Source organism: Paraburkholderia jirisanensis, from assembly GCF_054782355.1.
On the sequence record NZ_BAAGSQ010000025.1, the window covers coordinates 796,886 to 815,701 of the forward strand.

At 63.5% G+C, this 18,816-nt stretch carries 16 protein-coding genes; 7 read left to right on the forward strand and 9 right to left on the reverse strand.

Annotated features, from left to right (window positions below; translation table 11 throughout):
* Nucleotides 1–50 precede the first annotated feature (50 nt).
* Nucleotides 51–1,334 (reverse strand): vWA domain-containing protein, encoded by a 1,284-nt coding sequence (locus tag ACYVNQ_RS15220; RefSeq protein ID WP_460903328.1) that lies wholly within the window; start codon nucleotides 1,332–1,334, stop codon nucleotides 51–53.
* 215 nt (nucleotides 1,335–1,549) lie between these two features.
* On the reverse strand, nucleotides 1,550–2,569 hold the full coding sequence (locus ACYVNQ_RS15225) for a LacI family DNA-binding transcriptional regulator (RefSeq protein WP_460903329.1): 1,020 nt from the start codon (nucleotides 2,567–2,569) through the stop codon (nucleotides 1,550–1,552).
* A gap of 311 nt (nucleotides 2,570–2,880) precedes the next feature.
* On the opposite strand from ACYVNQ_RS15225, the gene ACYVNQ_RS15230 reads away from it, so the two are divergent.
* The 6 genes from ACYVNQ_RS15230 to ACYVNQ_RS15255 all read left to right on the forward strand — a co-directional run bounded on the left by ACYVNQ_RS15230 (nucleotide 2,881) and on the right by ACYVNQ_RS15255 (nucleotide 10,474).
* Nucleotides 2,881–4,122: an ABC transporter substrate-binding protein gene (locus ACYVNQ_RS15230; protein WP_460903330.1), complete on the forward strand. Its 1,242-nt coding sequence runs from the start codon at nucleotides 2,881–2,883 to the stop codon at nucleotides 4,120–4,122.
* A gap of 59 nt (nucleotides 4,123–4,181) precedes the next feature.
* Nucleotides 4,182–5,093, forward strand: a complete 912-nt coding sequence (locus tag ACYVNQ_RS15235; protein ID WP_460903331.1) for a carbohydrate ABC transporter permease — start codon at nucleotides 4,182–4,184, stop codon at nucleotides 5,091–5,093.
* A gap of 9 nt (nucleotides 5,094–5,102) precedes the next feature.
* On the forward strand, nucleotides 5,103–5,954 hold the full coding sequence (locus ACYVNQ_RS15240) for a carbohydrate ABC transporter permease (RefSeq protein ID WP_460903332.1): 852 nt from the start codon (nucleotides 5,103–5,105) through the stop codon (nucleotides 5,952–5,954).
* Nucleotides 5,955–5,983: 29 nt separating this feature from the next.
* The gene (locus ACYVNQ_RS15245) at nucleotides 5,984–7,951 is read left to right on the forward strand and encodes a beta-galactosidase (protein WP_460903333.1); all 1,968 of its coding nucleotides are present in this window, start codon (nucleotides 5,984–5,986) and stop codon (nucleotides 7,949–7,951) included.
* A 118-nt stretch (nucleotides 7,952–8,069) separates the two neighbouring features.
* Nucleotides 8,070–9,374 (forward strand): sugar efflux transporter, encoded by a 1,305-nt coding sequence (locus ACYVNQ_RS15250; RefSeq protein ID WP_460903334.1) that lies wholly within the window; start codon nucleotides 8,070–8,072, stop codon nucleotides 9,372–9,374.
* A gap of 221 nt (nucleotides 9,375–9,595) precedes the next feature.
* Nucleotides 9,596–10,474, forward strand: a complete 879-nt coding sequence (locus ACYVNQ_RS15255; RefSeq protein WP_460903335.1) for an MBL fold metallo-hydrolase — start codon at nucleotides 9,596–9,598, stop codon at nucleotides 10,472–10,474.
* 27 nt (nucleotides 10,475–10,501) lie between these two features.
* Here the strand turns inward: ACYVNQ_RS15255 and ACYVNQ_RS15260 are convergent, their stop codons facing one another.
* On the reverse strand, nucleotides 10,502–11,413 hold the full coding sequence (locus tag ACYVNQ_RS15260; RefSeq protein WP_460903336.1) for a LysR family transcriptional regulator: 912 nt from the start codon (nucleotides 11,411–11,413) through the stop codon (nucleotides 10,502–10,504).
* Between the two features lie 469 nt (nucleotides 11,414–11,882).
* On the opposite strand from ACYVNQ_RS15260, the gene ACYVNQ_RS15265 reads away from it, so the two are divergent.
* Nucleotides 11,883–12,437: a VOC family protein gene (locus tag ACYVNQ_RS15265; RefSeq protein ID WP_460903337.1), complete on the forward strand. Its 555-nt coding sequence runs from the start codon at nucleotides 11,883–11,885 to the stop codon at nucleotides 12,435–12,437.
* Nucleotides 12,438–12,544: 107 nt separating this feature from the next.
* Here the strand turns inward: ACYVNQ_RS15265 and ACYVNQ_RS15270 are convergent, their stop codons facing one another.
* The 6 genes from ACYVNQ_RS15270 to ACYVNQ_RS15295 all read right to left on the reverse strand — a co-directional run bounded on the left by ACYVNQ_RS15270 (nucleotide 12,545) and on the right by ACYVNQ_RS15295 (nucleotide 18,411).
* Entirely contained in the window at nucleotides 12,545–13,561 is a 1,017-nt protein-coding gene (locus ACYVNQ_RS15270; RefSeq protein ID WP_460903338.1) for an anti-sigma factor, read from the reverse strand.
* 11 nt (nucleotides 13,562–13,572) lie between these two features.
* Nucleotides 13,573–14,106, reverse strand: coding sequence for an RNA polymerase sigma factor (locus tag ACYVNQ_RS15275; RefSeq protein ID WP_460903339.1), 534 nt, complete (start codon nucleotides 14,104–14,106; stop codon nucleotides 13,573–13,575).
* A 660-nt stretch (nucleotides 14,107–14,766) separates the two neighbouring features.
* Nucleotides 14,767–15,459 carry a response regulator transcription factor gene (locus ACYVNQ_RS15280; RefSeq protein WP_460903340.1) on the reverse strand — a complete coding sequence of 231 codons (693 nt, stop codon included), beginning with the start codon at nucleotides 15,457–15,459 and terminating at the stop codon, nucleotides 14,767–14,769.
* Nucleotides 15,460–15,475: 16 nt separating this feature from the next.
* Nucleotides 15,476–15,958 carry a cupin domain-containing protein gene (locus ACYVNQ_RS15285; RefSeq protein ID WP_460903341.1) on the reverse strand — a complete coding sequence of 161 codons (483 nt, stop codon included), beginning with the start codon at nucleotides 15,956–15,958 and terminating at the stop codon, nucleotides 15,476–15,478.
* 185 nt (nucleotides 15,959–16,143) lie between these two features.
* Complete coding sequence (locus ACYVNQ_RS15290) at nucleotides 16,144–16,587, reverse strand: universal stress protein (RefSeq protein WP_460903342.1); 444 nt, start codon at nucleotides 16,585–16,587, stop codon at nucleotides 16,144–16,146.
* 315 nt (nucleotides 16,588–16,902) lie between these two features.
* Nucleotides 16,903–18,411, reverse strand: coding sequence for an RNA polymerase factor sigma-54 (locus ACYVNQ_RS15295; RefSeq protein ID WP_460903343.1), 1,509 nt, complete (start codon nucleotides 18,409–18,411; stop codon nucleotides 16,903–16,905).
* Between the last annotated feature and the right edge of the window lie 405 nt (nucleotides 18,412–18,816).

Consider the following 18,816-nt stretch of genomic DNA (forward strand, 5'->3'; position numbering starts at 1 on the left):
ATGTCCGCGCCGTTTCGATCCATAGCCGGGTTTGCGTACCCTGCGCACCGTCAACCCATCAGTCCATAACCATTCGGATCGCGAAACACGACTGATCCGGCCGGCAAGGCGCGGTACGCGGCGAGATCGAATTTCACAGGCTGCCTGCTGCTGTCGAGCTGATCGGAAATCACCACGAGGCTCCGCTTGCCGGGTCCGTACGCGGTACCTTCATTCAGCACAGGCAGCCGATAGATACCGTCCGCGTCCGGAGCGAAGAAAGTGCCGCTGACGCAGCCGGTCGCGCGCGACCAGGTCAGCGCCACTGCCCGATCGAATACGCGCATCGGCCGGCCGCTCGCCGGCCAGTTGAAAACCTGCGGCGCGCGCGAAACGAGCGTGACCGAATCACGGCCCTCGCGACGCGCGAGGTCGGCGAGAAAGCCCTGCTGCGCCTGCTTCATCCGGTCGAGGCGCTCGCGCATCGCCGAACCATAGAAGTCGGCCACGCGCGGATCGGTACGTGTGGCTGGCGGTAATTCGCCTTTGGGCGGTGCGCCGTCGAAATTGCGTTGCGACGCTTCGAATTGTTCGATCGCGGGCCGCACGCGCTCGCCGTAGTACGACTCGAACCAGTTCACTATCGGCGTGGCGTTCAACGCCGCTTCCACATACTGCTGATGAACCGCCTGCGCTTCTGTCGTCAAACCGTTTTGCTGCAGCGTCTGTTCTTCGCCGTGCAATTGCACAGCCTGCCTTGCTTGTGCAATGTCCGGCATGAATAGCGGCACCAGTCCCGCAGCAGGGATAAATGGCGTGGCAGCCAGCGCCACGATGCCGACACCGGTCTGCAAACCGCTGTTCGCGAGGCGCCACTTTGCGTCTTCCGACTGCGGATTGCGCGCGTATTCGCCTGCGTCGTTAGCAACCTGATGGACCGCGAGCCCTGCCCCGATCATCGCTCCCGCTACCAGTGCACCACCCGCTCCACGTGTCAGTGCCTTGCTGCCGGTGGAGTTGAATACGCTGGTCAACTCGCCCACCGTCGACAGGCTGATCGAAGACGCATTCGCGATGGTAGCGGGCTCCGGATAGCGCCTCGCCTGCTCGACGCTACCGGGCAGAGAAGCGATGCCGACGCCTAACCAGTGACCGTGATAGCCGGAGCCGCCTGGCGCGCGCTCCACCGGACGCCCCGGCGAACTGCCGCGCGTTTGCGTGAGTTCGCTGCCGCTTGCTGCGGCGCGCGAATCGGCGGCTCGCGAGACGTGCACCGCCGGCCTCTGCGACCGATCTTCGACGACGTCGTCAACGCTGCCGGCATCAGGCTGGCAGCCATGCAATGAAACTCCCATCGATCCGCTCCCGTGCGTGTCCGTTCGCTGAACTGTTGGATCGATTCTATTTATGCGATTTGTGAGGAGGTCCTACTTATCTACCCGGAAGAAAACCGCTGATGCGTCGCGCGAACCGCAAACCGCAAACGCGGCACAGCGCAATGCGATGCGATGCGACATCACGGTTGACGCATGGACGTCCGGGTCAGACGCGTGAGCTGGCCGCTGCGCCGTCAGCGCCGGCGCGGCGCAGGTCCGGTGCTGTCGCGCACCACGAGCTCCGGCAACGGCACCTTATACGCGTCGCGCTTTGGCTTGCGGCCTTCGATGCGATCGATCGTCACCGCAACCGCAATCGAAGCGATCGCTGCGGTCGGAAAACCGACGGTAGTCAACGCCGGACGGAACTGATGCGCGAGGTGGATGTTAGTCAGGCCGATCACCGACAGATCACGCGGCACCTGTCGCCCGCAATCGGATGCCGCCTGGATCGCGCCGATGGCCATCAGGTCGTTGGTGGCGAACAGCGCCGTCAAGCGCGAGTGGGTTTCGAGCAGTTGACGTGCTGCCGCATACCCTCCTTCGATCGAATCCGGACACGCCGCGTTTTGTACCGCTTGCCCGCCGATGCCGCGCGCCGCCAGCGCATCGACGAAACCGTTCAGACGCAGCGCTTGCGGCCCGCCCGAGCCTTCGCCGAGCAGCGTGCCGATACGGCGATGGCCAAGACCCGCCAGATGTTCGGCAGCGAGCGCCCCGGCATAAGCGTAGTCGACCGTCACGCACGGCAGCGCACGCGATGTTTTCGCCCCTTCCCACATGCACAGTGCGAGCGTCGAACCGCGCGCGGCAATGCCGGCGAGTTCGTCCGCGCTGACATCGGTGTTCATCACGATCACGCCGGCGGCCAGCGTGCCGGCAATCTTGTCGAGGTACGCACGCGCGATCGACGGGTCGTCGTCGGTATTGCACACCAGCAGAAAATAGCCGTGCCGGCGCGCCGCCGCTTCGGCTTCGAGCACGAACTCCGGATAGAACGGGTTGGAGATGTTGGACAGCATCAGCGCGAGCGTCGACGTGCGGCCCTCGGCCAGTGCGCGTGCCGTCAGGTTCGGCCGGTAGCCCAGTTCGCGCACAGCGGCCATCACGCGCTCGACGGTGGCCGGCCGCACTTTCTGCGGATTGCGCAACACGTTCGACACGGTGGCCGCCGTGACCTGCGCCTCGCGCGCGACCTCGGCGAGCGTCACCATACGAGACAAACTCGCAGGAAAAACGGCTCCAGGGTGCGCACGCAGCCCCGCATACGCAATCGCGTGGCCGGCCGCAGCGTGATGTGATGCATATAACCCATATACTAAGACGCCATTCCAAAGGTTGCGTACGTGGAACGGCTCAGCTACCTTTTATCCGAACGAGACGTCGCTCATGTTAATGCAAAGCGGCGTTTTGTCAGCGAAAATTTAAGCGCTTAAATCCGGCGCCGTTTTCGCACTGTAAGCTGCAACAGCAGCAAGCGGACGGCTCATAGGCCGCCGCCATAAGATCAACATAGGAGACGACGATGAACTTCAAGGCAGGCCGCTGGCTGCTCGCGGGTGTGGCATGCGCCATGCTCAGCGCCACCGCATACGTCGATGCCGCGACGCTGAAAGTCAACGTATCGGCGCGCGGCAACCAGCGCGCGGTATGGCAAAGCGCATTCGACCAGTTTGCGAAAGCCAATCCCGACGTGGACCTGAAGGTCACGTACGTCGGCGAAGAAGCGTACAAGGTGCAGATTTCCGGCTGGCTCGCCACCGATCCGCCTGACGTGCTGAGCTGGCACAACGGCGAACGGATGGCCTATTTCGCGAAGCGCGGTCTGCTCGACGACCTGAGCCCGGACTGGCAGAAAGACGGCTGGAACCAGACCTACGCGTCGGTGAAGCCGCCTTCGACGTATGCGGGCAAGCAATACGCGGCGCCGCTCGGCTACGATTCGTACGGCTTTTTCTATCGCAAGGACCTGTTCCAGAAGGCCGGCATCACCACTGAACCGGCCACCTGGGAACAGTTCCTCGAAGACTGCAAGAAGCTGAAGGCCGCCGGCATCGCACCGATCGCGGTGCCCGCCAAAGATTCGTGGACACTTGCCGCGTGGTTCGACTATCTCGACCTGCGCATCAACGGCTATGCGTTCCACGAGCAGCTGATGGCCGGCGAAATCCCGTACACCGACGCGCGCGTGCGCAAGGTCTACACGACGTGGAAAACGCTGATCGACGACAAATACTTCGTCGATAACGCGCTGTCGTACGACGTCGATTCGGTGAGCCCGCTGCTGGTGAACGGTAAGGCCGCGATGATGCTGATGGGCACGTTCTTCTCGGCCGGCCTGCCTGCCGCGACGCGCGACCAGATGAGCTACTTCCGCTTCCCGGTGCTCGACGCCAAGGTGCCGCTCGCCGAAGACGGTCCGGTCAACATCCTGATGATTCCGGCAAAAGCCGCGAACAAGAAAGACGCACACCGTCTGCTCGCGTTCATGGCGCAGCCTGAAATCAACGGCGAACTCGCGAAAGGCTGGGGCCAGCTGCCGTCGAACAACAAGGCAGAGGAACCGCAAGACCCGATTTCGAAGATCGGCTTCAAGATCCTGTCGAATACGCCGGGCGGTGTCGCGCAGTTCTACGATCGCGACATGACGAAGGAAATGGCCGACGAAGGCATGAAGGGCATGCAGCAGTTCTTCAACGACCCGAATCAGATCGACGCGATCCTGAGCCGTCTCGAACAGACTCGCAAGCGCATTTACCAGAAGTGATCGGCGCGCGGGCGCTATACGTAGCGCCCGCGCCGCGTCTTTCCGGACGAGGAGCCTGAATGTCCACGACGATGTCCGAAGCCGGTGCCGTGAACGCGGTGCGCCGCAAGGCGAAAACACCGCTGAACCGCCGCCGCAACCGCGCAGCGCTGCTGTTTCTGCTACCCGCTGCGCTGATTTTTGTCATCTATGTCGTCTATCCGGTGCTGAGCAGTATCGTGCTCAGCTTCTACAACTGGGACGGCATGACACCGCGTACCTTCGTCGGTATCGCCAACTACACCGAGCTGCTGCAGGCCGACACTTTTTACGTCGCGCTGAAAAACAACGTGCTGTGGCTGGTGCTGTTCCTGCTCGCGCCGCCGGTCGGCCTTGTGTTCGCGCTGTATCTGAACCAGGACGTGCGCGGCATCCGGCTCGTCAAATCGCTGTTTTTCGCACCGTTCGTGTTGCCGGGCGTAGTCGTCGGCCTCGTGTTCAGCTGGTTCTACGATCCGACCTTCGGCTTGCTGAAGCTGATTCTCGGCCATGGCATCCCGGTACTCGGCGACCCGCACTACGTGACCTACGGCATCATTTTCGCCGCGCTGTGGCCGCAGATCCCGTTCTGCATGATCCTGTATCTGACGGGTTTGACTGGCATCAATGCCGAGATCATCGAAGCCGCGCGCATGGAAGGCGCACGCGGTTTCAAGCTGCTGTGGCACATCATCCTGCCGCAATTGCGCCCAGCTACCTTCATGGCCTTCGTGCTGACCGTGATCGGCGCGCTGCGCAGCTTCGACCTGATCTCGGTGATGAGCGGCGGCGGTCCGTTCGACAGCTCCACCGTGCTCGCCTATTACATGTACGACCAAGCAATCAAGTACTACCGCGAAGGCTATTCGGCCGCGATTGCGGTGGTGCTGTTCCTGATCATGCTGATGTTCATCGTCTGGCAGCTGCGCCGTCTCGTGCGCAGCGAAACGTAAGGAGCCGCCATGTATCCGATGCCTGTTTCGCGGTGGCGGCCCGGCAACCGCCTGCTATACAAGATCTCGCTGCCGTTTGCGCTGCTGTTGTGGCTGCTGCCGCTGCTCGCGGTGCTGATCACGTCGATCCGCTCGAGCGACGAACTGTCCGCCGGCAACTACTGGGGCTGGCCGCAGCAGTTCGCGATGGTCGAGAACTACCGGGTTGCATTGACGCAAACGCCGATGCTGCACTACTTCATGAACAGCGTGCTGATCACGCTGCCGTCGGTGGCGGTGTCGATTTTTCTGGCGTCGATGGCAGGCCACGCGCTGGCGAACTATCGCTTTCGCGGCAACCTGCTGGTGCTCGCGGTGTTCGTCGCGGGCAACTTCGTGCCGGTGCAGATCCTGATGATTCCGGTGCGGCAGCTGACGCTCGACCTCGGTTTGTACAACACGGTGTGGGGGCTGATGCTGTTTCACATCGCGTTCCAGACCGGCTTTTGCACACTGTTTCTGCGCAATTTCATCCGCCAGCTGCCTTACGAGCTGATCGAAGCGGCGCGCGTCGAAGGCGCGAGCGAATGGCAGATCTACGCGCGCATCGTGCTGCCGCTGGTGCGGCCGGCGCTCGCCGCGCTCGGCATTCTGGTGTTCACCTTCATCTGGAACGACTACTTCTGGGCCTTGTGCCTGACGCAAGGCGACGACGCGGCGCCGATCACGGTCGGCGTGGCCGCCTTGCGCGGCCAATGGACGACCGCGTGGAATCTCGTGTCGGCGGGCTCGGTGCTGGCGGCCTTGCCGTCGGTGCTGATGTTCTTCGCAATGCAGAAGCACTTCGTCGCGGGCCTGACGTTCGGCGCGACCAAGGGCTGACCTTGGCCCATCATTCAAACGAGAAACTCATGCTTCTTGGCGTCTGTTACTACCCCGAGCAATGGCCGCAGCACCAATGGGAAAGCGATGCACGGCGGATGGCCGAACTCGGCATTCGCCGCGTGCGTATCGCCGAATTCGCGTGGAGCCGCATGGAGCCGGAGCCCAGCCGCTACGAATGGGCATGGCTCGACACGGTGATCGACGTGCTCGCCGCGCAGGGCCTCGAAGTCGTGCTCGGCACGCCGACCGCGACGCCGCCGCGCTGGCTCGTCGCGCAGCATCCGGAGATCCTGCCGGTTGCGCAGAACGGCCTCGTGTACAACTTCGGCTCGCGCCGCCACTACGACATCTCGAGCAGCGTGTACCGCGAGCATTGCGCGCGCATCGTCGGCCAGATGGTGCGGCGCTACGGCAGGCATCCGGCAGTCGTCGCGTGGCAGACCGACAACGAACTGGGCTGCCACGAGACCGTGCCGACTTACACCGAAGCCGCACGGGTGCGCTTCACCCAATGGCTCGCGCAGCAATACCGCGAAATCGGCGCGCTGAACGACGCATGGGGCAATGTGTTCTGGAGCATGGAGTATCGCGGCTTCGACGAAATCGGCCTGCCGAACCGCACGCCGACCGATGCGAACCCGAGCCACTGGCTCGACTTCCGGCGCTTCATGTCGAGCGAAGTCGCAAGCTTTCATGCGCTGCAGGGCGAACTGATCCGCGAACATGCGCCTGGGCGCGACCTGCTGCATAACTTCATGGGCTTCTTTACCAACTTCGATCACTACGAGTTTGCGAAAAGCGGCCTCGACGTGGCCGCGTGGGACAGCTACCCGCTGCCGCGCACCGAGGTGTTGTGGTTCGACGAGGCTGTCAAACATCGCTGGGCACGCAGTGGCCATCCGGACATTCCGGCGTTCAACCACGACCTGTACCGCGGCGTCGGCAACGGCCGCATGTGCGTAATGGAGCAGCAGGTCGGGCCGGTCAACTGGGCGCCGTACAACCCGGTGCCGCGCGCGGGCATGGTGCGGCTCTGGACGTGGGAGGCCTTCGCGCACGGCGCGGAACTGGTGTCGTACTTCCGCTGGCGCCAGGCGCCGTTCGCGCAGGAACAGATGCATTCGGGCATCAACACGCCTGACGACCAGCTGAGCGCCGGCGGCCATGAAATCGCGCGCGTGGCGCGCGAAGTCGCCGCACTCCCCAAAGAGACGCGGTTGCGCGCGGAACGCGCGCCGGTCGCACTGCTGTTCGACTACGAAGCGGACTGGATCGTGCAGATTCAACGGCACGGCGCCGACTTCGATTATCAGCGGCTGGTGTTCGAGTGGTACAGCTGTCTGCGCGCGATGGGGCTCGACGTCGACCTGTGCTCGCCGCACGCGGATGTATCCGGCTATCGGCTGGTGGTCGCGCCGTCGCTGCCGGTCGTGCCGGATGCGCTGGTGGCGCAGATTCGAAACGGCGATGCACATTGGCTGTTCGGACCGCGTACCGGTTCGAAGACCTCGCACTTCACGATTCCATCAACGCTGCCGCCCGGCCCGTTGCAGGCCGTGCTGAACGTGCGCGTTGCGCAAAGCGAATCGCTGCGTCCGACGCTGCGCCCCGCTGTGACGCTCGACGGCGAGAGCGGCCACGCCCATACATGGCGCGACCATGTCGAAGCCGGCCCGGGCGCAACGGTCAGCGCCACCTGCGACGACGGCGTACCGGCTGTGGTCGAAGCAGAAGCAGGCCGCGTGCGCATGGCCACCGCGTGCTTCGACGCGGCACTGCTGCGCACACTGCTCGAACGTAGCGCGCGCGACGCCGGCCTCGCGGTACAACGGCTGCCCGAAGGCGTACGGCTAAGACGTCTCGGCCCACTGCACTTCGCTTTCAACTACGGCGAGGTTGCATGGCGCGCAAGCGCGCCGGACAATGCCCATTTCGTGCTGGGCAGCCGCGAAGTCGGCCCGGCCGACGTGGCGGCATGGATCGAAACGTCCTGAGCCGTCGCGCCGGCTGCGCCATGCAGCGCGCATGATGCGCGCTGCACCGCATGCGAAGCCCGCCGTGTGCACGCCGTGCGTTTTTCATGCGCGCGGCGTGCGTTGACTCAGGGTATCGATGAACTCCCGCCTCGCCGAACTCGCCCGCATTCCGTCTTTTGTGCCCCTCTCCGCCGCGACGCTGATGCTCGGTGTCGCGATGTCTTTCACTGCGCCGTATCTGTCGCTGTTCGGCGTCGAACAGGCCGCGATGACGCCGCTGATGCTCGGCCTGTTCATGACGCTGATCGCCGCGAGCGGCGTGGCCGCGAGCGCGTGGGCCGGCAAGTGGTCGGACCGGCGCGGCCATCACCGGCCACTGCTGCTTGCCGCGCTGGTCCTTGCCGCGCTCGGCTATCTGCTGCTGTGCTTCGTGCGCGACTACCGGTTGTTGCTGGTGATCGGCGTCGCGTTTCTCGGCGCGGGTGGTTCGGCGTTATCGCTGGTGTTTTCATTCGGCCGTGCGGTACTGCCGGTGCGCGATGAAGCCGAACGTGCATTTGCGACCGCCACGCTGCGCACGCTGCTGTCGGTGGCGTGGGTCTTTGGGCCGTCGCTCGGCGCGCTGGTGCTGGCGGCGGCGAGCTTTCACGGGCTCTTTCTGTTTGCGGCGGCAAGCTTCGCAGGCTGCGCGATGATCCTATGGCGCATGCACGAAGCGCCCGGAGGCGCACTGCACAGCACGCCTGGGCACGTGGCGGGCGACCCCGCTTCGTCGCTCGAAGTCACCACGCTCACCGAGCCCGAAGTGCCGCTGCAACCCGATTACACGCACGCGAGCGCGCCGCAACGGCAGATCTGGCGCTCGGTGCTGGCGCTGACGCTAAGCGGCCTCGCCGCCAACGCGACGATGATCGTGCTGCCGCTTTATATCGTGCACGGGCTGCATGGCGCGCGCATCGACGTATCGATCATGCTGGGCCTCGGCGCATTTCTCGAGATTCCGATGATGCTCGCGCTTGGTGCACGCAGCGCACGCCTGAACAAGATGCGCTGGCTGGCCGCGTGCTGCATCGTGCATGTGATCTATTTCATCGCGATGGCCGCGGCCGGTTCGATCGATACGCTGATTCCGATGCAGGCGCTCAGTGCGTTTGTGGTCGCGGTCACGTCGTGTCTTGGCATGACCTACATCCAGGATCTGATGCCGCGTGCGCCGGGCGCCGCTACTGCGCTGTTCTTCAATGCGTCGCGGGTTGGCTCGATTTTGTCCGGCGTGCTGTCGGGGCTGCTGGTGGCAAGCGTCGGCTATCGCGGCACGTTTCTGGTCTGCGGCGCGCTCGCTGCAGGGGCATTCGTGCTGTTCGCCGATCCGCCGTGGCGGCAGATGCTGCAGTGGGCACGCCGCTCGCGTGTGCAGCGTGAGCCGCCGCACGGCGCATGACGGGTATGCGAAGGCTGCACGAAGCTTGCATGAAGGCTGCACGCGATTTTTTGCCAGCAGATGCGCACACCTGCCCGGCTTCGTTGCGGATTCAACGAAACCCGTGCGATTGCGCAAACGCGCAGCGCCGCGAGCGCCAAAAATAGCGCCTTTGGAGACCGGCAGTTGCGCACGTCCTGCGACGCGCGCCCCACGCTGCCGCGTACTGTCCCGAGGACAAATTGGCATTCACCACGGTCACCCACAAGATCGGCGACATGACCATCACCCGTGTCACCGAAACCCGCTTCACGCTGCCGCTATCGTTCCTGTATCCGAGCTGGCGCGCGATCTGCAGCGCGGAACTCGGCAGGCTGCTGTCGCCAGCCTCGCTCGACGTGCAACAGCAAGAAGCGCTGCTCAGCGTGCACACCTGGGTCGTGCGCGCCTGCGGCTATACGCTGCTGGTCGATACCGGCATCGGCAACGGCAAGCACCGCCCATTCAGCGCGCGCTTCGACCAGCTGCATACGTCGTTTATTGCGCGGCTTGCAGAAGCCGGCGTCGCGCCCGATAACGTCGACTATGTGCTGCTCACCCACCTGCATGCGGATCACGTCGGCTGGAACACGCAGCAGGTGGACGGCGCGTGGGTGCCGACCTTTCCGCGCGCACGGTACCTGTTTCCGGAGGCCGAGCGCGAATTCTTCGCGACGCGCGCGGGCATGAACCGCCGCATGGTCTACGAAGACAGCGTGCGGCCCGTGATCGACGCGCGCCAGGCGATGTTCGTGCCCGATTGCGGCGGCGAGTTTCTGGACGGCATCGCGTTTCATCCGACGCCCGGACACAGCATCGGACACATGTCGATCTCAATGCGTTCGCAGGGCGAAGAGGCGCTGTTTTGCGGCGACGTGATGCATCACCCGCTGCAGGTGTACCGGCCGGCATGGAGCTCGACCTATGCGCTCGACGAACGCCGTGCGTGCGAGTCGCGCCGCTGGTTGCTCGCGCGTGCGGCGGATCGCGGCGCGCTGGTTCTATCGGCGCACTTTCCTGAAACCTCGGCTGGGCGCGTGGTGCGCAGCGGCGATGGCTTTGCGTGGCGCTATAGCGCGTAGCGTAGCGCGCAGCATGCAAGAGCAGCGCTATTGCGCCGCCGGCTCCTCACCCGCCGCTTCTCCCAGCATGTCCTCGACAAATGTCGTAATCGCACGCGCCTTCGCGCTCGCCATCCGCCCGCCCGGAAACACTGCCCACAGGTCCATCGGCGGCAACGTCCAGTCGGTCAGTACCGCTTGCACGGCGCCGCTCGCAAGCTCCGGCCCGAACATCCACGCGGACGCCACGGCCACGCCCATGTCGGCCAGCACCGCGGCGCGCACGCCCTCGGCGGCGGTCACACGTAGCCGGCCGCCGACCACCACCGAGGTCTGCGCGCCGCCGCGCGTGAACGACCACGTGGTGCCACCGCCACGCCGGTCGTAGACGATCGCCTGATGCGCGGCGAGGTCCGCCGGCGTACGCGGCATGCCGGCCGCGGCGAAATACGCGGGCGTGCCGATCACGAAGCGGCGGCTTTGCGCGACCTTGCGCGCCGTCATGTTCGAATCGTCGAGCACGCCCATCCGGAATGCGACGTCGATACCCTCTTCGAGCAGGTCGACATTGCGATCGTCCAGCACGACCTCGACGTTGAGCTCCGGATGCTGCATCAGAAAACCCTGCAGGTGCGGCACGATATGCAGCCTTGCGAAGGTGACCGCCGCGCAGACACGCAAACGCCCGGTCAGACCCGAGGCTGTGCCGCGCGCAGCCACTTCGGCTTCGTCGACGTTGTCGATCGCGCGTTTGGCGTGTTCATAGAACTGCTGGCCTGCTTCGGTAGGCGTGAGGCCGCGCGTCGAACGCATCAGCAGGCGCACGCCAAGCCGCTCCTCCAGTTGTGCGATGGACTTCGATACCGCCGGCTGACCGACGTTCAGGCGACGCGCACCACCCGAGAACGATCCGGCCTCGACCACACTGACAAAGGTTTCCATCGCCGTCAAACGATCCATCGCTGTGCTCCTCCTGTGCCGCGATGATAGCGCCCCGGCGGATGACGGCGCGATTGCGCGGCGGTAGCCACTCGCTCGCGGACACGATCGTCAGGAAAGCCAGGAGAAATAGAACCAGAAAAAGGAAGGGCGTAAAGACGCTGTACCGTTATCGCAAGCGCACGGCAACGCAGATTTCACGCAAGCGTGATAACACTGACGCAGTGGCATATCGAAACGTCGAAGCGTCGAAACATGCGCACATGTGCACGCGGCCGTCTTCACGAATAACGCAGCCCTTCGCACACACGACATCTGCATCAGCAGGAATATTTTCCCGCGCCGGTTGTTTTAACGGAGCAGCGTGTTTTTGCGTCAGGCAAGACCCGAACTTCGCGAGTTGCCCGTCCCGCTGCCTTACCGTTCGGCTCAGCGGCGCAAATCGCGCCGGCCTGTCGCGTTTTCATTCCGCAGCAAAGGAGTGCAAGCAATGAATCTCTCGTCAAAAGACAAGGCCATGCGGCCGCTCACGAAACTTCCGACGCGTTTGCATCATCACGCGCACACCACCGACAACCATCAGCGTACGCGCCAGTTCTATGAAAACGTGCTGGGCTTACCGCTCGTTGCATGCGACGTGGAGCGCGAGCGGATCGGCGATGGATGGCTCGACGTCGGCCACGCGTTCTACGCGCTCGGCGACGGCAGCACGCTGGCCTTCTTCACTTTCGACGACCCGGCGAGGCAAGCCGCGTGGAAGGAAAAGGAGCAGTCGCAATTCGTGCACATTTCGCTGCTGGTCGAAGGCGCGGTTCTGCGCGAAATCGAACAGCGTCTGACGCGTGCCGGCCTCGAGCCGCTGATGCTGGAGCACGGCTTTTGCACGTCGCTCTACATCAAGGATCCGAATGGCCTCACGCTCGAGTTCAGCGTCGATCATGAAGACACATTCGGGGCGGTCGAAGAGATGACTGCTTCAGTGCGCGACTGGATGCAAGGCGGCAGGCAGATGCCGAGGCTGCCGCAGTTCAATATGGTTGCGTAGTCACGCAGAGGCCGCGCGTAAGCGCGTGCTGCGGGCGGCAAGCCAGGGAGGGGGCAATCCGCAGCGCCATCACCGCGGATTGCAAAGCACATGTGACCTGAGCGTGCTCAGGTCATCGCCGCCAGCAAGGAGTCGAGCGCGGCCTTGCTGAACAGCTGGCCGCTTTTGTTTTCCGCCAGCATGCGGCCAAGATCGGGCAACGAAGTATTGTCGCGCTTGCCGATCAGCGCATAGCCCAGGTCGCCGCGCCGCCACGTCAACACGCTCATATCTTCGATGTCCTGCTGCGCGACCGCGACGTCGGGCTTCTTGTCCCTGATCACACACAGCGCGACCGGCGCGCCTTTGGCGGGCAGATAGACGATCTGCACGAGCGGCTTGCCGTGGAAGCTGAGCCGCTGCACACGCTTGAACTGGAGGCCTGCCGAGCTCAGATCGGGCACATGCACGTCGAGCCCGTCTTCACGGCGGATTTCGTCGACCGTGCGCGCGGATTGCGCCATGTCCGGCTGGATCTCGGCCAGCGTCTCATGCGCATAGAGCTGCTGATAACCCGCAGCGGCCAGCACCCATGGCGACGTGCCGGCCGGCACCGTCTGGAAGGCCATGCTGCTCAACGCCGGCTGCCGCAAATCGCCCGTCAGCCTGAAGCCCACACCCCAGCAAAACGCACCGGCCACAAATGCCACGGCAAGCCATGCGGGCGCAATACGAAATGAACGACGCGGCGCAGCCGCCGGCGTCGCCGCAACCGACGGCTTGCCGAGCACGCCACCGGGCCCTTGCCCCCAATGCGTGGCATGTGGCTTGTAGGTAAACTTCGTTTCCTGACTGCTGTCTTCGTGATCGTCACTGTCTTCGTCAGCATCGCTGCGTACGTCTGCCTGTACACCGGCGCCGCCGCCTTGCGCGAGGCGACCGACCAGCGCCACGAGGCTGCCGGGCACCTCGGGAAGCTTCTGGTGCGCAAACGCATGCTGATAAGGAAGACGAGACGCGCGAAGCAAAGCGACGCGCTCCGCGAGCTCGGCGGACGACCCGATCCCTTCTTCGACCTGTTGCTTCTGATCGGCCGACAGCGCGCCGTCGACGTACGACAACAACAGGATGTCGTCAATCTTCATTCCCCGTCTCCTTACCCTTTGATGCTGTCTTTCACTTTTTGGTCTTGTCGCGTGCCGAACTGGCTGCCTACTGCCTGCCGCGCACGCGACAGACGGCTCATGATGGTCCCCACTGGTACTCCGAGCACCTGGGCTGCTTCCTGATAACTCAACCCTTCGACAACTACTAACAGCATAACGGTCCGTTGTGCTTCCGGCAATCGTTCAACAGCTCTGACGATCTGCTTGTTCAATACATCGGTCTCGGGATTCGGTGCCGAAGGATCGGCCACCGTCTCCAGATAGCTGTCGTCCCACTCCGCGCTGGTGCGGCTGCGCACGCTGCGCGCGCGCAGTTCGTTGATCCACGTGGTGTGTACGATCGAGTACATCCAGCTCAACGGCGACGTATCGGGTTTTAGCTGATGGGCACGCTCGAGAGCGCGCACGCACGCACGCTGCACCAGATCTTCCGCATCGTGCTGATCTCTTGAGATGCGCAGCGCGAACGCCCACAATCTCGGCAGCAGTTCTGGAAGGATGCTGGGAAAATCTGCGACGCTCATCGGCGTAATTCCTCGCGTGACGTTTCTGTTCTGTCGACCCTGTCATGCGGCACAGAGATCGGCGGCTGACGAAGTTTAGCGTCGATCGCAAACGTTTGCTGATGTGGACTTTCCGGGTCCGGCTAACACAATTAATAAAAAAATCTACCGCGGTCATTACTGATCACCCGTCGAATTGCGCATCGCCGATTCGGCGAACGCTGGCCATGCCGCGTGTTTGCGTAGGCCGCGCACGACCTCGGCTGTTTTGCGCAAACCCGTGCGGCGTAAGGCGTCGCAAGCAGTTGCGAAAGTCTTTGGCACGGCGTCGCACAAAATATCCAATTTGCTTAACAACATTCGTATTTGCCTGTTCTACCCGGCGCAGCGAATCGCCGCTTAAAGCGCGATAAAGCCTGCCACAGCGATCCGTCGCCACGTTTTAACTCGAGCTTATTCTTTCAATACGAAACACCCTGTCGCATTAACGAAATCAGGACCGGCGCAGCGCACTATGCAAAGCCATGCATATGTCAGGCATTTGCAAACAAGCTCATACAAACTCACACAACCTCACACAACCTCAAAAAATCTCATCGCCGGCAATCTTTGCCAGCGTTGTCATCCGAACTCGTTGCATATGCAACCTTCAGTATGCGGTTCGAGCCCGCAGCCGCATGCTCAAGGCGCCAACAGATAGCCTTCGCCGCGCACCGTCTTTAGCAGCGGCATCTTGCCCGGCGCATCGATCTTCTTGCGCAGCTTGCTCATATGCACCTCGATCAGGTTGGTGCCCGGATCGAAGTTGTAACTCCACACTGCCTCGAACAGCATCATCCGCGTCACCGTCTCGCCGGCATGGCGCATCATGAATTCGAGCACGCGGCATTCGGTGGGCAGCAGTGCGGCTTCCACACCATCGCGCGCAACCTTGCGCTCCCGCAAATCGAGCGACAACGCGCCTGCCTGCAACAGATTGTCCACAGCACGCGCCGCCGCCGGCTCCTGGCTGCGCCGGATCAGACCTTCGAGCCGCGCCATCAGCTGTTCGGAGTTGAACGGACAGGTCAGGTAGTCGTCGCCACACGCGCGTAGCTCGCGCACGCGCTCGTCGCGATCGTCCCGTACGTTCAACATCAGCACCGGCGTTTGCACGCCGACGGTGCGAATCGCGCTCAGCATGCTCAGGCCGTCGATGTCCGGCAGCTTGCGCTCGAGCGTAATCGCGTCGTAACCGCCATCCATTGCGCGCGCCAGCGCCTCGCGCCCATCGCCTACCCAATCGACCGCAAAACCGTAGTTCTTCAGCTCGGAAACAATTTCGAAACCGGCTTTCGGGTCGTCGTCGATCGTCAACACTCGCGTTCTCGTCATCGTCTTGCCTCGCCCGTTAGCGCTGCGGTAAGGCGTCCGGGCTCGTGCGCGACAGCCCCTTTGCGCTCACCGGCTGCTCGAACAGCGCGTCGAGCTCGCCGAGCAGCACGACGCTTTCGTCGTCGTTCGGATCGGTGCGCGCCACCACCGCAACGCACGGGTCGGCGTCGCCCGGGTTGTACGGCAGGTGCGGCATGTTCGCCGGGATATAAAGAAACTCGCCGGCGCCGACGAACAGGTGCTGCTCCAGTTCCTCGCCAAACCAGACACCCGACCGGCCGCTCAGGATGTAGATCGCGGTTTCGTGGCCCGCATGCTTGTGCGCCTTGGCGCGCGCGAGCGGCGGGATCGTCACCAGCTGCATATGAATGCCCTGGGCGCCGACCGTTTGCGCCGAAATGCCCGCTGCGTGCAGCAGATGCTGCTTCGCCTGGGTGCTTTCACCCGGCCGCACCACGTGGCATGCCGGCGCGAGTTCGCTCACCGTATCCGTCATCATGTTTCTCCTGCTTCGATTTGTCGCACGCACCCGCGAAGCCTCGCTGGCCGGACCTGCTCCGCAATACGGACGTCGAACTTTCAAGCTGCTTCTCCGATAACACGCGGGGCCGGGATGTTATTCCAACGTCAGGAAAGCCCCGCGCCGCATCCGGCCGCGGACGCGGGGGTGCGCGGGGCCGACACTCAACCGCATGGAATCGACACCACCAGGCGCCCGTTACAGCGCGCCATCAGGTGGTCGTGCGCGACGCCGCGGTTCCACCAGCGCGACAGGCCGGTGCGCGTGCGGTGGCCGACCACCAGAATGTCCGAGTCGAGCATGCCGGCGTGCGTCGAAATACTGTCCACCACGTCGCCGCACGCCATATGGCCGCGCACCGGTACGCCGCTGCCCTCCAGATGGTCGAGCGCCTCGCGCAGCGTCAGCAGTGCAGCGTCCTGCACGCAAGCGCACGCAAGGTCCGACAAATACCAGCCGCTGGCGGCCACGGCCGACACGGTATCGACCACGGCGAGCACGTCCGCATGCGCACCGAGCGCCAGCGCAAGCTCACCGGCGCGATGTAAGGCGCCTTTGGCTTCCCGGGTGCCGTCGTAATACAGCAGGATTTTCGAAGGTTTGGGCATGGCGTACTCGCTGCAAAGGGTGGCACACGCCGGCAAGCTGCTCTCGTTTGTCGGAATGTGCGGGGTCTTTGCCAGAACGCCTGATGTAGCAGCGATATTCCACTGGCCGTGCGGTGCGTCGGCCGGTGATGGCGGGGAAAATGCACGAGGTGAAACTGCAAACAGTCTGTATACAGGCTATACACGACTCGCGGCGCGGTGGACCCAACGCGACGGCAATAAAAAAACGCACAGCCGGCAAGCGGCTATGCGTTTTTCGACTGCCAGATGAAATACCCGGAAAACCCCGGAAAGGCGCGCGCTGACGTGATGCGTCTAGATCTGCCGACGCATTTCCGCGGGCGGCACCTTCATCAGGCGCCGGTACTTCGCGACGGTACGTCGCGCCACCAGCACGCCCTGGTCCGCAAGCATGCGCGCGAGCGTCACGTCGGACAGCGGATCGCGCACGTTCTCGGCAGCAATCATTTCCTTGAGCAGCGCGCGCACCGCCGCGGCCGAACAGGTGCCGCCGCTTTCGGTGCCCAACTCGCGCGGGAAGAAGTGCTTGAATTCGAAGATGCCGCGCGGCGTCGCCATATACTTGTTGCCCGTCGCGCGCGAAATCGTCGATTCATGCAGACCCAGTTCGTCTGCCACGTCACGCAATACCAGCGGCTTCAGCGCAATCTCACCGTATTGGAAGAAGGCTTTCTGGTGCGTCACGATGCATTCGGCGACCCGCTGGATCGTGTCGAAACGCTGCTGTGCATTACGGATCAGCCAGCGCGCTTCCTGCAGTTGCTGTGCAAGCGGCGAGCGGCTCGTCCCCGCGGATTGCGCGAACAGTTCCGCATACATGCGGTGGATCCGCGCGCGCGGCAGCACCGCCGGGTTGATCGTCACCACCCATTTATTGCGTACCTGGCGCACCAGCACGTCCGGCACGATGTAGTTGTCGTCGCTGCGGCCATACGAGTTGCCAGGCTTCGGATCGAGCTTGCGGATCAGCGCGCAGGCAATGCGCAATTCTTCCGCATCGCAGCCGACCTGCTTTTGCAGTTCCGCGTGTTCGCGCCGTGCGAGACGATCCAGATGCTGCTCGACCACTTTGCGGGCGACCGCGCGTCCCGGCGTGTCCTCCGGTAACGCATCGATCTGCAGCGCAAGACATTCCGACAGCGAGCGGGCCGCGAGACCCGGGCGATCGAGTGTCTGCACCAGACGCAGCGCGACGACCAGTTCCTCTTCGAGCATCGGCGGGTCGAGTTCCACGATGTCGGTCAGGTCCGCGAGATCCTGGCGCAGATAACCGTCGTCGTCGAGCGCCTCGATGATCACGCGCGCCGCTTCGCGGTCGCGTTCGTCAAGCCGGTACAGGCGTAAAGCGTCATGCAGTTGCTCATGCAGCGTGGGCTGCACGCGCGCCCATTCCGATGGGTCGCTGCCTTCGGCGTCGCCGTTGTAGCGCGATGAACCGCGGCCAAACGAATCGCCGGAGTATTCGCCGGAATAGTCGCTCGAGTAATCGCCGCCACCGTCTTCAGCGCCGCTGCTGTCGTTGCCGTCGCTACGCGTCTCGGCAGAGGCCCCTTCAAGTGCGGGATCGCGCTCGACAGCCGGCAGCGTATCGACTGCAGCAGGACTCTCGGCCGCGGTCGCCGCGTCGACGCCGCCCTCTTCGGGCGCGGACGGATCGTATTCGAGGAAAGGATTGGTATCGAGCGCCGTGCGCAGTTCCTGCTGAAATTCCAGCGACGACAATTGCAACAACCGCACGGACTGCTGCAGACGCGGCGTGAGCGCGAACGACTGTCGCGCACGTAGTTCAATTGAAGGCGGCATTGTGGGCATGGTCCTGTTGGTGATCGAAAGTGCGCAAAGATCAATTGTAGAAAGCGTTCTGCTACGACTAGAGCAACTGTCGTACCAGCTCCGCCAATGCGCTGTTTTTAATCGCCTTTGAGGTTTTGCCCAGCAGCGCCGGAAGCGCCACCGCACGCGCTTTTTACACACGCCAGGAAAATACGCATGCCGTGGGCGACATATTTTTCAGCGCGCTCGCGCCGCGCGCGAAGGGCGCCCGCGTCGCGTTGCAGCATGCGCTACCGCACGCTTTGACGACGATGTCGGGTTCGTCGCCGCCGTCTGGGCACAGGCCTTGCTGAACGGTTGGGGCGGATAGACACACACACGCAGCTACCGCAGCACTTATCGCAGCACATTACGCATCCGTTTTTTCAGGGAAAA